This window comes from Arthrobacter sp. ISL-28 (assembly GCF_018613875.1).
GTDB lineage: Bacteria > Actinomycetota > Actinomycetes > Actinomycetales > Micrococcaceae > Arthrobacter.
Map to the genome: position 1 here is coordinate 79,723 of NZ_JAGGPJ010000012.1, position 13,553 is coordinate 93,275.

The 13,553-nt window shown below is 65.1% G+C and carries 12 protein-coding genes and 2 tRNA genes; 1 reads left to right on the forward strand and 13 read right to left on the reverse strand.

Annotated features, from left to right (window positions below; all coding sequences use genetic code 11):
• Positions 1-61: 61 nt before the first annotated feature.
• The 4 genes from J7E80_RS09545 to J7E80_RS09560 form a co-directional block, all read right to left on the reverse strand.
• A tRNA-Glu gene (locus tag J7E80_RS09545) sits at positions 62-137 on the reverse strand.
• 131 nt (positions 138-268) lie between these two features.
• Positions 269-340 (reverse strand) — tRNA-Gln (locus J7E80_RS09550).
• Positions 341-643: 303 nt separating this feature from the next.
• On the reverse strand, positions 644-1,282 hold the full coding sequence (locus tag J7E80_RS09555) for an FMN-binding negative transcriptional regulator (RefSeq protein ID WP_215051235.1): 639 nt from the start codon (positions 1,280-1,282) through the stop codon (positions 644-646).
• A gap of 36 nt (positions 1,283-1,318) precedes the next feature.
• The gene (locus J7E80_RS09560; protein ID WP_215051236.1) at positions 1,319-2,239 is read right to left on the reverse strand and encodes a DMT family transporter; all 921 of its coding nucleotides are present in this window, start codon (positions 2,237-2,239) and stop codon (positions 1,319-1,321) included.
• Here J7E80_RS09560 and J7E80_RS09565 point away from each other — a divergent pair.
• Positions 2,238-3,650 carry a PLP-dependent aminotransferase family protein gene (locus tag J7E80_RS09565; RefSeq protein ID WP_215051237.1) on the forward strand — a complete coding sequence of 471 codons (1,413 nt, stop codon included), beginning with the start codon at positions 2,238-2,240 and terminating at the stop codon, positions 3,648-3,650. The two genes, J7E80_RS09560 and J7E80_RS09565, sit on opposite strands and share 2 nt — an antisense overlap.
• A gap of 31 nt (positions 3,651-3,681) precedes the next feature.
• On the opposite strand, the gene J7E80_RS09570 is transcribed toward J7E80_RS09565, so the two are convergent.
• The 9 genes from J7E80_RS09570 to metG all read right to left on the reverse strand — a co-directional run bounded on the left by J7E80_RS09570 (position 3,682) and on the right by metG (position 13,552).
• Positions 3,682-4,407 carry an HAD family hydrolase gene (locus tag J7E80_RS09570; protein WP_215051238.1) on the reverse strand — a complete coding sequence of 242 codons (726 nt, stop codon included), beginning with the start codon at positions 4,405-4,407 and terminating at the stop codon, positions 3,682-3,684.
• Between the two features lie 35 nt (positions 4,408-4,442).
• The gene (gene gltX, locus J7E80_RS09575) at positions 4,443-5,966 is read right to left on the reverse strand and encodes a glutamate--tRNA ligase (RefSeq protein WP_215051239.1); all 1,524 of its coding nucleotides are present in this window, start codon (positions 5,964-5,966) and stop codon (positions 4,443-4,445) included.
• 78 nt (positions 5,967-6,044) lie between these two features.
• Positions 6,045-6,821, reverse strand: coding sequence for a fumarylacetoacetate hydrolase family protein (locus J7E80_RS09580; RefSeq protein WP_215051240.1), 777 nt, complete (start codon positions 6,819-6,821; stop codon positions 6,045-6,047).
• Positions 6,822-6,871: 50 nt separating this feature from the next.
• The gene (locus tag J7E80_RS09585) at positions 6,872-7,669 is read right to left on the reverse strand and encodes an MBL fold metallo-hydrolase (RefSeq protein ID WP_311380793.1); all 798 of its coding nucleotides are present in this window, start codon (positions 7,667-7,669) and stop codon (positions 6,872-6,874) included.
• A 133-nt stretch (positions 7,670-7,802) separates the two neighbouring features.
• Entirely contained in the window at positions 7,803-8,915 is a 1,113-nt protein-coding gene (locus J7E80_RS09590; protein WP_215051241.1) for a branched-chain amino acid aminotransferase, read from the reverse strand.
• A 101-nt stretch (positions 8,916-9,016) separates the two neighbouring features.
• Positions 9,017-10,069, reverse strand: a complete 1,053-nt coding sequence (locus tag J7E80_RS09595; RefSeq protein ID WP_215051242.1) for a 3-isopropylmalate dehydrogenase — start codon at positions 10,067-10,069, stop codon at positions 9,017-9,019.
• A 77-nt stretch (positions 10,070-10,146) separates the two neighbouring features.
• The gene (locus tag J7E80_RS09600) at positions 10,147-10,908 is read right to left on the reverse strand and encodes a sortase domain-bontaining protein (protein WP_251036676.1); all 762 of its coding nucleotides are present in this window, start codon (positions 10,906-10,908) and stop codon (positions 10,147-10,149) included.
• Between the two features lie 71 nt (positions 10,909-10,979).
• Entirely contained in the window at positions 10,980-11,636 is a 657-nt protein-coding gene (locus tag J7E80_RS09605) for a hypothetical protein (protein WP_215051243.1), read from the reverse strand.
• 356 nt (positions 11,637-11,992) lie between these two features.
• Positions 11,993-13,552, reverse strand: a complete 1,560-nt coding sequence (gene metG, locus J7E80_RS09610; RefSeq protein ID WP_215051244.1) for a methionine--tRNA ligase — start codon at positions 13,550-13,552, stop codon at positions 11,993-11,995.
• Position 13,553: the final 1 nt, after the last annotated feature.

Consider the following 13,553-nt stretch of genomic DNA (forward strand, 5'->3'; position numbering starts at 1 on the left):
TCAGAACGCGTACACAGCCTGGCAACAAAAAATCCCCCGGAGCCAAGGCTCCGGGGGATATTGGTGACCCCAGCGGGATTCGAACCCGCGTTACCGCCGTGAGAGGGCGGCGTACTAGGCCGCTATACGATGGGGCCGTGTACTTTACAGATCCGCATTTCTGCCGATCAGGCTAAGTGATTGTTTCATACACTCAGCAAGTGTTTCAAATCGATAATTTCTCTTTGAAACTCTCGAATATCCGCGGAATTCCGCAGACAATTCGAAGCTGGGATACCAGGACTCGAACCTAGAATGACGGTACCAGAAACCGTAGTGTTGCCAATTACACCATATCCCAATGGAACTTTCGGGCCGGTTCCGCAGGACCAATCCTGCGCTCCTAGCGCCTCAGCACGAGTAGTTACTTTACCCGAGAGTTTTGCCGCGCACAAATCGAGGGAAGAGGCCTCCCCCGCGCGGGTACGCGGACCGGTTTCCGCGGCACCCGGCCGGGACGGGGCGGAAACTCCTTGCCGTTGCACGGAAAATAAGGACCCTCGCGGCCGGCTACCCCCAAGCCGCTATCTTCCTTCCGCCCCTCGGCGGGCTGGGGCGCAGATCTTCCGCCCTGTTAGCTGCATCACAGCAAGCCTTGGCTCGATCACAGCAAGCCTCCTTGGAGCGGGCACCCTCTCGCTACGTCGGCAGCGCTTTCAGCCTCCCCTCGGGCAGTGAGCCCTTCCACAACGCCCGCCCTATCGGCGTCGGACCGGTTTTGACTGAGTTTGGTTTTCGCTTCGATCCTGGTGATGAGCAGTTCGACGCCAACGATAGCGCGCAGCTGGCCGGAAATATAAGGCTCCGGTGCATCCTCCACAGTCCAAGGCCGGGCCGAGCTGGCCTCGTGGAGGTCGGTGAGTCGGCGTACCTGATTGCCGAGCCAGTCAGGGTCGTCGTGGACGATGAGCTTGCCGTAAACGTGGGCAGTGGAGTAGTTCCATGTTGGCACGACGCGTCCGTGTTCGGCCTTGGAGGCATACCAGGTCGGCGATATGTAGGCGTCCGAGCCTTGGATGATGACCAGTGATTCTCCCATCACGGGTTCGGACCATTGGATGTTGTTCCGGGCGACGTGTCCCTGCAGCGCCCCATGTTCACCGATCGAAGGGTCGTAGGTGAAGGGCAACAGCGTGGCGAGCAAGCCGCGCGGGGTCATGGTGATCAGGTTGGCGGCTGCCGGACGGGTCAGGAGATCCCGGATGGCATCGGGGCTGGCTGCGAAATGTGCTGGGATATACATGGTTCTTCCATTCGAGTGGGACGGGGTGGGGGCGGGCTACGGGCTGAGGCGCACGCGGACCGCGAGGCCGGCGCAGAGAACGACGGCCAGGCCACCGAAGACGGTGGTCCATGTCACGTTCTCGCCCAGCAGGAGGCCGGCCCAGCAGATGGTCAGGACGGGCTGCACGAGTTGCACCTGGCTGATCCGGGCCATGGGCCCGATGGCCAGGCCGTGATACCAGGCAAAGAAGCCGAGAAACATGCTGACGACGCCGAGGTAGACGAAGGCCGCCCACTCAACCGGGGTGCCTGACGGTGCCTGGTGCGCTATTGCGAGCGCTGTCAGGAACACCATCAGCGGCGATGCAAGGACGAGGGCCCAGGATACGGTCTGCCATGCACCCAGTTCGCGGGCCAGCAGGCCACCCTCGGCGTATCCGACGGCGGCTGCAATGACAGCGCCGAAGAGCAGCAGGTCGGTCCAATGGAGCTGTCCAAAACCGCCCGACTGTGCGAAAGCAAAAGCGATCGCCGCCAGCGCTCCGGCACCGGTCACCATCCAGAACGCGGCCGACGGACGTTCGCGGCCGCGGAGGACCGCCATCGTGGCCGTCGCGGCCGGCAGCAGCGCGATCACAACCGCGCCATGGCTGGCCGGGGCGGCAGTGAGTGCGAAGGAAGTGAGCAGCGGAAAGCCCACGACGATTCCTCCGGCCACCACAGCAAGGCGCGCCCACTGGGCGCCTCGTGGAAACGGCTGCCTCGCCAGGGACAGGGCCACGGCGGCCAGAAGCGCAGCCACGACCGCCCGCCCCGAGCCGATGAACAACGGCGGCAGGCCGCCGACGGCAACCCGCGTGAACGGAACCGTGAAGGAGAAGGCCGCTACTCCGAGCATGCCCCACCACAGGCCCGTCGTCGGCCGGGCCGGTATCACTGGGCGAATTAGCGTAGTAGCGCTACTATTGTCTTTCATGAACAACGATAGCAGTTCACTGATCGCCGCACGACTGAGGGAGTGGATTTCCGGTGCCCGGCCAGGGTCGCGTCTGCCATCCACGCGGCAACTTGTCGCGGAGCACAATGCGAGCCCTGTGACCGTGCAAAAGGCGCTCCAGGCCCTCGCGCAGCAGGGCCTCATCGAAAGCCGGCCCGGCGTCGGCACTTTTGTGCGGGCCGTTCGAACTGCGCGGCCCTCGGACTACGGCTGGCAGACAGCAGCACTGCGCTCACCCCAGGCTCCCGCCCGCCCGGTCTCCACCGCGATGCGGAGCGCCCCGAACGATGTCATCGCGTTCCATTCCGGCTATCCAGACCGGGAACTCCTGCCCGAGCGGCTGGTGCGGGCGGCACTCACCCGGGCCGCCCGTGGCGACGCGGCCCTGTCATGTCCACCTGTCGCGGGGCTCCCGGAGCTGCAGTCCTGGTTCGCACACGAGCTCGGTGCCGCTACCCAGGCCGGCGTCACCCCACCGACACCGAGCGATGTCATAGTGCTCCCGGGAAGCCAGAGCGGGCTGAGCTCAATATTCCGTGCCCTCGTCGGCAGCGGGCAGCCCCTGCTGATGGAATCCCCAACCTACTGGGGAGCCATTCTGGCAGCCACACAGGCCGGCGTCCGCGTCGTTCCGGTGCCCAGCGGCCCTGACGGCCCTGACACGGATGAGCTGGCACGGGCCTTCGAGGAGACCGGCGCGCGCTTGTTTTACGCGCAGCCGAACTACGCCAACCCCACAGGTGCGCAGTGGCTAGCCAGGCGGGGGGAAGAGGTCCTGGACGTAGTACGCCAATACGGCGCTTTCCTCGTAGAGGACGACTGGGCGCACGACTTCGGCATCACCACCACCCCCGTACCCGTTGCCGCCAGTGACGATTCCGGCCATGTCGTTTACTTGCGCTCGCTGACCAAGAGCGTGTCCCCTGCCATTCGCGTGGCCGCCGTCATCGCCCGGGGTCCGGCCCGCGACCGCATCCTGGCCGCACGGGGAGCCGAGTCGATGTATGTCAGCGCCGTCCTCCAGGCCGCAGCACTCGATGTCGTCACCCAGCCGGCCTGGCAGACACACCTGCGCGGCCTCCGCCAGCAGCTCCAGTCCCGCCGCGACCTGCTGGTCACGAGCATGCGGGAACACGCACCCCAAGCCCACATCGACCTCCTGCCAAAGGGAGGACTGAACCTCTGGGCACGCCTGCCGGACGGGACGGACCTCGGAAAGCTCGCCCATGATTGCGAGACCGCGGGCGTCATCATCGCCGCCGGCACGGAATGGTTCCCTGCCGAACCCGCCGGTCCCTTCATCAGGCTCAACTACTCAGGTCCGAACTCCGGAGCGTTTCCCGAAGGTGCCCGCATCATCGGCGAAGTCCTCGAACGCAACAGCCGCTAGGCACTCTTCATGGCACAGGCAGGCTGGTCCGCTAATCCCGGGCGAGCAGCTCCAGGAGCGTGCCGACCTCGGGCCCCTTGAAGTCCGGGGCGGCCTCCCCGGTACGGTTCAGCCACACGCCCAGCAGTCCGGCCGCCGTCGAGCCTTCTGCATCGAGCAGCCGGTTGTCCCCGATGTATAGCGTGCTGTCCGGAGTGCTGCCAAGAAGCCGCACACCCTCCAGATAGATGGCGGGATCCGGCTTGGGTACGCCCACGGTGTCGGTGCCCACCAGGGTCCGGATCCGTTCCAGCCCAGCGCTGTCCAGCTTGACGCGCTGGTAGTCGTGCACGTTGTTGCTCACCGCCCCGTAGGGTATGCCGGCAGCATCCAGCGCGTCCAGGAGCGGTATGACGTCATCGAACGCCCTGACGTAGCTTGGCTGCAGGCGGGAGTAGGAACTGAGCCACGTGTGGGATTCCTCGCCTTCGCCCAGTTCGACGCCGAAATGGCCCAGTGCCGCGCGGCCCCGGAGCAGCCGCTGCTCGTTGAAGGTCAGTTCTCCAGCGAGGTAGCGGTCATAGTAGTGCGTGGTTTCGTGCGTGAATATCCTGCCGAACTTGTCCCACCCGGCCTGGTCCAGGCCGGGCAGGAGGTGTTCACTGACATCGCGCAGGGCCGTGGTCATGGCGAAGGCCAGATCCACCAGGGTGTCGTCGATGTCGAAAAGGACGCCGCCCACCGCACCAAACCTGCGGTCAAGGACAGTATTCTGCATGGGTTCCGTCGCCCCCGGCGCCGCCAGCCTGGGCATCAGCCGCGGAAGGCGCGCATGCGCGCCAGTGACGAGGCCCTGCCCAGGATCACCATGGATTCAAACAGCGGCGGCGAGATCCGGCGACCGGAGATGGCCGTGCGGACAGGTCCAAATGCCAGCCGCGGCTTGATGCCGAGGTCCTCCACCAGAGCCTGCTTCAGGGCCGTCTGGATGTTCTCGGCGCTCCAGTCTTCGATGGGCTCAAGGGCGGCCAGCGCAGCGTCGAGGACCTCGTCCAGGTTCGCGGGCAGTCCCTTGCGCGCGTCATCGGCGATGTCGATCGCATCGTCGTTCTTGAACAGAAAGGCGAGCATCTCCGGCGCTTCACCGAGCAGCGAGATGCGCTCCTGGACCAGCGGCGCGGCCTCGGCCAGGATCTCCTCCTGCCGCGGGGTGAGGCTCTCCCCCACGAATCCTGCGGCCCGGAGGTACGGGACCAGGCGCCCGCGGAAATCCTCCGGGTCGAGCATGCGGATGTGGGTGCCGTTGATGGCTTCGGCTTTCTTGATGTCGAAGCGGGCAGGATTGGCGAGCACGTCCTTAACGTCGAAGTGCTCGATCAGCTGGTCCACAGTGAAGATGTCCTCGTCGGCGGAGAGGCTCCAGCCCAGCAGGGAAAGGTAGTTGAGCAGACCCTCGGGGATGAAGCCGCGGTCCCGGAGCAGGAACAGGTTGGACTGCGGATCACGCTTGGAGAGCTTCTTGTTGCCCTCCCCCATGACGTAGGGAAGGTGCCCGAAGATGGGCATGTAGTTGGCGACGCCGATGTCCATCAGCGCCCGGATCAGCACCACCTGGCGCGGCGTGGAGGAAAGAAGGTCCTCGCCGCGAAGGACGTGCGTGATGCCCATCAGGGCGTCGTCGACCGGGTTGACCAGCGTGTACAGCGGGGATCCGTCCGCCCTGACAATGACGTAGTCCGGAATGCTGCCGGCCTTGAAGGTGATCTCGCCGCGCACGATGTCGGTGAACGTCACATCCTCGTCCGGCATGCGGACACGCAGCACTGGCTGACGCCCCTCGGCTTTGAACACTGCCAGCTGCTCGTCGGAGAGCTCGCGGTCAAAGTTGTCATAGCCCAGCTTGGGGTCGCGCCCGGCGGCCCGGTGGCGTGCCTCCACCTCCTCCGGGGAGGAGTAGCACTCGTAGGCATATCCCGCGTCGATGAGCTTGGCGACCACATCCTTGTAGAGGTCCAGGCGCTGCGACTGGCGGTACGGTTCGTGCGGCCCGCCGACTTCCACGCCTTCTTCCCAGGTGATGCCGAGCCACTTCAGGGCCTCAAGCAGCTGCTGGTAGCTCTCCTCCGAGTCGCGTGCGGCGTCCGTGTCCTCAATGCGGAACACGAACGTGCCCTTGGTGTGCCGGGCGTGGGCCCAGTTGAACAGGGCCGTTCGGATCAGGCCGACGTGCGGGGTGCCCGTGGGCGAAGGGCAGAACCGGACCCGGACGGGGGTGTCGGCGGTGACTTCACGGAGGGCGGAGCTGGAGACGGCGTTGGGCGCAGAAGGAGTAGTCATAGTGACTCCAACTTTACCGTCTGCCCCCTCAAGGAATTCGCCGCCGGCTCCCTCGAGGAAATTCGCCGGGAAACCAGGCTAGCGGCGGACTATCGGGTTGGAGAGTCTGCCGATGCCCTCAATTTCCACGTCGTAGCGGTCGCCGGCCTGCACCAGGTCCACCCCGGCCGGGGTGCCGGTCATGATGACGTCGCCTGGGAGTAGGGTAAACGCGCTCGAGACGATGGAGACGAGTTCCCGGACGCCTCGGATCATCTGGTTGGTGCTGCCGTCCTGGCGGAGCTCACCGTTAAGCCAGCCCTTGATGGACAGGTCCTCTGGGTCCAATTCGGTTTCGATCCACGGTCCCAGCGGCGCCGAAGTGTCGAACCCCTTGGCACGGGCCCACTGCAGGTCGGTCTTCTGGACGTCCCGGGCCGTGAGGTCATTGCCGCAGGTATACCCGAAGATGACGTCATCCGCGCGTTCCTCCGGAACGTCCTTGCAGATCCGGCCGATCACGACGCACAGCTCGGCCTCGTAGGAGACTTCGTCGGAGAACTCCGGCAGCACGACCGGATCGTTCGGGCCCACAACCGAGGTGTTCGGCTTGAGGAACAGCAGCGGCTGCTGCGGCACTTCGTTGCCGAGTTCGCGGGCGTGTTCCGCGAAGTTCCGCCCCACACCGATAACTTTGCTGCGCGGGATGATGGGCGCGAGCAGGCGGACGTCCTCCAGCTTGTGCCGGACGTGGGTGCGTTCCACGCCGTGGAAGAAGGGGTCGCCATGGATGACGGTGATTTCCTCACTGCCAGGCTGGCCTTCAACAACGCCGTAGAGGGGATCAGAATCGAGTACAAACCGGGCAATACGCATGGCCTCAAGCCTACACAGTCCAGGCCCGGCTCCCCCGCCGCATCCTGCCGTCAGGGTCTGTTGCGCAGGCTGCGCAGGTACTCCAGCTGGGCCGCCACCGAATTCTCCGCCGCGCGCCGCACGGACGGATCGACGTCGGCATAGACAGCATCGGTGACCTCCCGGACTCCGGCGTCCCCGCCCAGTCCGGCGAGGGCGGTCCGGATCTGGGTGAGGCGGTCCAGGCGGTGGCTACGGTAGGCACGGACGACGGCGTCCAGTGCAGGCAGGACCGGCCCGTGGGCGGGCAGCACCGTGGCGGGCCCCAGCACTTCCAGCCGGTCGAGGGAGGACAGGTAATCAGCCAGCCGGCCGTCCGGGTGGTCCAGCACTGTGGTCCCGCGCCCCAGGATGGTGTCGCCGGTGAGCACTGAACCGGCCGGTCCGTCAAGTGGCAGGTGGAAGCAGACCGAATCGGAGGTGTGTCCCGGCGTCGCGACAACCCGGACCTCGGTCCCGGCAGCAGCGATCGTCTCGCCCGGCTGGAGCGGTGCCGCCTCGATGCAGTGCACCGGGTCGGCGGCGCGGACGGGCGCACCGGTCAGTTCGTGGAGGCGGGCCGCCCCGGCGGTGTGGTCACGGTGGCGGTGGGTGATCAGGATCAGTTCGACGGAACCGGCATCGGCCAGCTCCTGCAGGTGCGGTTCATCGAGCGGGCCGGGGTCCACGACGGCGACGCCCGGGTGGCCGGCGGCCGCTATGACATATGAACGGGTGCCGTCCAGGCTCATTGGCCCGGGATTCGGGGCCAGGCGGTACCTGGTCAGTGTGCTGCTGACGGCGAAGGCTGGTGGCGTGTCCGGATTCACAGCCCCATTCTTGCATTTGATCGGAAAGGGCACTGATCCCAAACGGCACTGAGCGGAAAACGCCGACGGCGGGTGGCCGGCCAGGTGCCTCGACAGCACCCGCCGGCCACCCGCCGTCGTACGTGAAAAAGCGTCAGGCGAGCCGGGTGAGCCAGCCGTGGGTGTCCGCAACCTTGCCGGTCTGGATTCCCAAAAGGTGCTCACGGATGGCCATGGTGGTTTCGCCGGCTTTGGCATCCTCGGAACCGATGAATTCCGTCTCGTCCTTGAGGACGCCGATGGGTGTGATGACCGCCGCCGTCCCGCAGGCGAAGACCTCGGCGATGTCACCGGAGGCGACGCCCTCACGCCACTCGTCCAGCGTGATCTTGCGCTCACTCACGTCCCGGCCCATGTCCTTCGCCACTTGGATGACCGACATGCGGGTGACGCCCTCCAGGATGGTGCCGGTGAGGGCGGGGGTGACCAGCGAGCCGTCCTTCATCACGAAGAAAACGTTCATGCCGCCGAGTTCCTCAACCGCGTTGTCATTGAACTGGTCCAGGAACAGCACCTGCTTGCAGCCGTGGGCCTCGGCCTCCTGCTGCGCGATCAGCGACGCGGCGTAGTTGCCGCCGCACTTGGCGGCACCGGTGCCGCCGCGGCCTGCGCGGGCGTACTCGCGTGAGATCCAGATGGAGACGGGCTTCACTTCTCCACCGAAGTAGTTGCCAACCGGCGAGGCGATGACCCGGAAAGATACTTCGCGGGCTGCCCGGACACCCAGGAAAGCCTCGGTGGCGATCATGAAGGGGCGGAGGTAAAGGGCTTCGCCGTCGCCGGACGGAACCCATTCCCTGTCCGCGGCCACGAGTTCGCGGACGGCACCGAGGAAGTATTCTGCGGGAAGCTCCGGCAGGGCAAGACGGCGTGCCGACTGGTTCAGGCGTGCAGCATTGGCCTCAGGGCGGAAGGCCCAGATGGTGCCATCGGCATGCCGGTACGCCTTCAACCCTTCGAAGATCTCCTGCCCATAGTGCAGGACCGCCGCCGACGGGTCCAGCATGATGGGTCCGTAGGCCTCAATCCGGGCATCGTGCCAGCCGCCATGCCCCTTTTCGTCGACTTTGTAGTCGACGATCGCGGTGTGGTCGGTGAAGTAATTGCCAAATCCCGGGTTCGCCAGGATGGCTGCACGCTCTTCAGCAGACTTCGGGGTTGCCGAGGGCTGCTGGGTGAATTCGACGCCATGGGCAGTCTGAGTCATGGTTCCTCCACGGTCGGCTGCCTGGCATGTGAACGTGGTTCAGCATCGGACCACGGCAGCATATTGGTGATTCAGGTCAAGCTTACGCCTGCTGGACAGGGCTAAATGGCCGCAGCAATGGCGTCACCAATGGTGCTGGTGCTGCGCACTTCGCCGTTGCGGCTTTCGATATCGGCCGCCACGGCCGACTCGATTTTTCGGGCCGCCTCGGCATATCCCAGGTGGTCCAGCAGCAGCGCCGCCGACAGGATGGCGGCCGTGGGGTCTGCCTTCTGCTGTCCGGCGATGTCCGGCGCGGACCCGTGGACCGGTTCGAACATCGAAGGCGCGGTGCGGTCCATGTTGATGTTGCCGGAGGCAGCCAGTCCGATGCCGCCGGTGATGGCCGCTGCGAGGTCCGTGATGATGTCGCCGAAGAGGTTGTCCGTGACGATCACATCGAAGCGTGACGGGTCGGTCACCATGAAGATGGTGGCGGCGTCGATGTGCAGGTAGTCATGGCTGACTTCGGGAAATTCCTGGGCGACAGCTTCCACCGTGCGCTTCCACAGGTGCCCGGCGTACACCAGGACGTTGTGCTTGTGGACGAGGGTCAGCTTTTTGCGCGGGCGTGCGTTCGCTCGCCGGAAGGCGTCGCGCACCACGCGCTCCACGCCGTAGGCAGTGTTCAGCGAAACTTCCGTGGCCACTTCCTGGGGCGTTCCCCCGCGCAGGCTGCCGCCGTTGCCCACATATGGGCCTTCGGTGCCTTCCCGGACCACGATGAAATCAATGGCTCCCGGCTCGGCGAGCGGGCTGCCCACGCTGCCGTACAGCTTGGAGGGGCGCAGGTTGACGAAATGGTCGAGGCTGAAGCGCAGCTTCAGGAGCATCTCGCGTTCGATGATGCCGGACGGGATCCGGGTGTCACCGGGAGCCGCACCGACCGCCCCGAACAGGATGGCGTCGCGGGAGCGCAGATCGTTCAGGACTTCGTCCGGAAGCGTCTCGCCGGTCTCCAGCCAGTGCTGGGCTCCAAGCTTGTAGTGGGTCTGCTCGAGGGTGACGCCTTCTGCGGCGACGACCTTTTCGAGGACCTTGAGGGCTTCGGCGATGACCTCAGGGCCAATGCCATCGCCCGGGATGACAGCAAGATTGATCGTGGATGCGCTCATGTTTTTCAGAGTAACGAAATGATCCACATACTGGTCAAACCGTCTCATTATACGAACGGCGGGAGCGGGCTCGGGTTCTATTTTGCCCGGACCGGCGATGCCACCACAGCCACGTTCTTGCCCCACAGGTCTCCCGTGTAGCAGCTGATCAGCACGAGGCGGTTCGGAACAACGGACCAGATGGAACTGTCCTTCAAGCTCGACTTCGTGTACGTGGTGACGGAGTCCACTCTGTACCTGAGATTGCCGGCTGACGTGACGACCGTGAAGAGATCGCCAGGGGCCGCGGCAGAGCTCAAGTGGTTGAAAGGAGCATCCTGGCCCTCCCAGCTGTGGCCGATGACGTAGGTGGTATTCGTCGAGCCGACGCCCGGCTTGCCATAGGGTGTGAGCCAGTACCCGTCCATCGTCTCTGGCGGCACGATGGACCGGCTGGTGACATCCCCGTTTCCTGGCTTCAGCGGGTGCACCACCACATCCACGGCCGCAGCCGGGTAAATAATGCGTTCGGGTCTGGAAGCGGTGCTGACCGGCGGCTTCGGGGCTGTGCGTTTAACGGCCGAAGCTGCCTTGCCCGCCGGGGACGCCAGCGCTGAAGGAACGGGCACGGGGGTGGCTGTGGCCTCTTGCGCCGCGGCGTCGGGAGGTAGGTACCGTGCGATCGGCACCTCCACACCGGACGCCGACAGTGTGTGGCTCCCGCCGACAACGCCATAGACAAGCCATGCTGCCAGGAGACCGAACCCGCAAAGCGCCAGGACAACCAGGTCCATGTAGCCAAGGAACAGTCTCCGTTTGCCCGCTACCGCGGGTCGCAGTCTCCGGCCATGACTTGCCATGACGCCTCCTTAGAGAGAAATAGCTGAGCGGGTGCCACGTTGCGCACGTGGCACCCGCTCAGCACTGCCTGTCAGCCCTCAAGCTTCCGGGCCCGGGCTCCGCCCCGCGCGAGTACCAGCGCGGACAGACCGGTAAACAGGGCCGTCAGCGAGGCAAGCCATGCCGGGATCCCTGTCTCGGTTCCCCCGCCAGCAGCCGTCTGAACGTTGTATCCCGCATTGGTCGCCGCCGGTACCGCAACGGGCGCAGCCGCAACGGGAACCGCCGCAACGGGAACCGCGGCGGCCGGCTTGGCCGCTGGCTTAATAACTGGTGCTGCCGGCTTCACCACCGGGGCCGCCACCGGGGCCGCCGGCACCTCTGCTGGCGGTGCCACAACTGGAGGCTGCTCCGCCGGAGGCTGCTCCGCCGGAGGCTGCTCGGCCGGAGGCTCCTCCGCCGGTGGCTCCTCCGCCGGTGGCTCCTCGGCCGGAGGCTCCTCGTTCTCTGGGCATCCATGGCCGATGCCGTTTCCGTTGCCGCCGTTACCGTTCCCGCCGTTGCCGTTCCCGCCGTTCCCGTTGTCATGACCGTTGTCATTGACGTCAATCTCAATGACCGGGTTCTGCTCGGAGCCAGTTTCATGGCAGATCTCGACCTGCCCGTCGCCCGGCGCGGCACCCGCCGGAATCGTGATGCCCAAGAGTCCAAGACCCAATAGCCCCACAGCCGCGATTGTTCGTCTCATTTCGTGTCCCCTCCATACTTCTGGTTCAAACCGACCAGACCATGGGGTATTTCCGCCTTTCAAGGGACCACTGTTCGAACGTCAAACGGTGGGATCAAGGGTGCTGGATACTCCCAAGGGTGTTGTCAGTCTGCTTGCCTTTTCAGCGTAGGATGCGGCTCTGCGCCAGTCCCGAGTAGTCACTACGCCTTCTTTGAGGGCCAATTACCTGCTGGTGGCGGGTTTGTCACCCAGGTGTACTCGGCCACCACTTGGACGCCGGCCAAATGGGCAGCCGGGCGAAGAAAAATGCCCCCTTGCCCGGACAGACCGGGGCAAGGGGGCATGGCGGCAGCGACGTGCCGGAAAGGGCAGGGTCAGGCCTCGGCCGGCTCCTCGTATTTGGGGAAGACCGGCGCGGGGGCCGGAAGTTCGATGCCCGGGACGATCGGCGTCGAAATGGCAGAGAACTGCCGGGGGGCCCCTTCAGCCTGGCCCAGCGTGGCCAGGAGGGTGGCCATTGCTGTCGGCATGACGGGCTGCGCCAGGATCGCCACAATGCGCAGTACTTCCAGGGTCACATACAGTACGGTCTGCATGCGTTCGACGTCGGTCTTCCGCAGGACCCACGGGGCCTGCTCGGCGAAGTACGCGTTGGTGTCGCCCAGGACGCCCCAGATTGCTTCGAGGGCCCGGCTGAATTCCTGTTTGTCGAAGGCGGCACGCGCCTGGTCGAGCAGGGCGTTGGCCTTTGCCAGGATGGCCTGGTCCTCCGCGCTGAACTCGCCGGGAACCGGCACGCGGCCCTCGCAGTTCTTCGCCACCATCGACAGCGAACGCTGCGCCAGGTTTCCGAAGTTGTTGGCAAGGTCCGAGTTCATCCTCCCCACGATCGCCTCGTGGTTGTAGCTGCCGTCGGCGCCGAAGGGCACCTCGCGCAGGAAGAAGAACCGTACCTGGTCCAGGCCGTACTGGGCCACGAAGTCTGCCGGCGCCACCACGTTGCCGAGTGACTTGGACATCTTGACGCCGTTGTTGTGGAGGAAGCCGTGGATCATGATGCGCTTGGGGAGTTCCAGCCCCGCGCTCATGAGGAAGGCAGGCCAGTAGATGGCATGGAAGCGCGAGATGTCCTTGCCGATGATGTGAACGTCTGCAGGCCAGTACTTCCGGAACGATTCCGAATCAACATCCGGGTAGCCGGCACCGGTCAGGTAGTTGGTCAGCGCGTCCACCCAGACGTACATGACGTGCTTGTCGTTGCCCGGTACCGGGACCCCCCAGTCAAAGGTGGTGCGGCTGATGGACAGGTCTTCCAGGCCGCGCTTGACGAAGCTGATGACCTCGTTGAAGCGGGACTGCGGGGCGCCGAATTCCGGCTGCTGCTCATACAGCGCCAGCAGCTTGTCCTGGTAGTTGGAGAGACGGAAAAAGTAGCTCTCCTCGGCGGTCCAGGTCACCGGGGTATCGGTCTCCTTGGTGTACCGGGCACCATCCTCCTTGACCACGGTGTCGTCCTCCACGTAGTAGGCCTCGTCGCGGACGGAGTACCAGCCTTCGTACTTGGACAGGTAGATGTCCCCGTTGGCTTCCATCTTTTTCCAGATGGCCTGCGATGCGGTGTAGTGGTCGTCGTCCGTCGTGCGGATGAAGCGGTCATAGGAGATGGCCAGGGTGGCGTGCGCCGCCTTGTAGATTTCCGCGTTCCGGTCCACGAGTTCCTTGGGCGTGAGCCCTTCCTTCTCGGCGGCCTGGGCGATCTTCAGCCCGTGCTCGTCAGTGCCGGTCAGGAACATCACGTCGTAGCCATCAAGCCGCTTGAAACGGGCCATTGCATCGGTGGCAATGTATTCGTAGGCATGGCCGATGTGCGGCACGCCGTTGGGGTACGTGATGGCCGTGGTGATGTAGAACGGGCTCTTGTCTGAGGAAGTCACG

Bases quoted from the DNA above. Each gene is read 5' to 3' on its own strand.
- J7E80_RS09555 (WP_215051235.1), bottom strand. From the start codon at position 1,282: ATGTATATCCCAGCACATTTCGCAGCCAGCCCCGATGCCATCCGGGAT.
- J7E80_RS09565 (WP_215051237.1), top strand. From the start codon at position 2,238: ATGAACAACGATAGCAGTTCACTGATCGCCGCACGACTGAGGGAGTGG.
- J7E80_RS09560 (WP_215051236.1), bottom strand. From the start codon at position 2,239: ATGAAAGACAATAGTAGCGCTACTACGCTAATTCGCCCAGTGATACCG.
- J7E80_RS09570 (WP_215051238.1), bottom strand. From the start codon at position 4,407: ATGCAGAATACTGTCCTTGACCGCAGGTTTGGTGCGGTGGGCGGCGTC.
- gltX (WP_215051239.1), bottom strand. From the start codon at position 5,966: ATGACTACTCCTTCTGCGCCCAACGCCGTCTCCAGCTCCGCCCTCCGT.
- J7E80_RS09580 (WP_215051240.1), bottom strand. From the start codon at position 6,821: ATGCGTATTGCCCGGTTTGTACTCGATTCTGATCCCCTCTACGGCGTT.
- J7E80_RS09590 (WP_215051241.1), bottom strand. From the start codon at position 8,915: ATGACTCAGACTGCCCATGGCGTCGAATTCACCCAGCAGCCCTCGGCA.
- J7E80_RS09595 (WP_215051242.1), bottom strand. From the start codon at position 10,069: ATGAGCGCATCCACGATCAATCTTGCTGTCATCCCGGGCGATGGCATT.
- J7E80_RS09600 (WP_251036676.1), bottom strand. From the start codon at position 10,908: ATGGCAAGTCATGGCCGGAGACTGCGACCCGCGGTAGCGGGCAAACGG.
- J7E80_RS09605 (WP_215051243.1), bottom strand. From the start codon at position 11,636: ATGAGACGAACAATCGCGGCTGTGGGGCTATTGGGTCTTGGACTCTTG.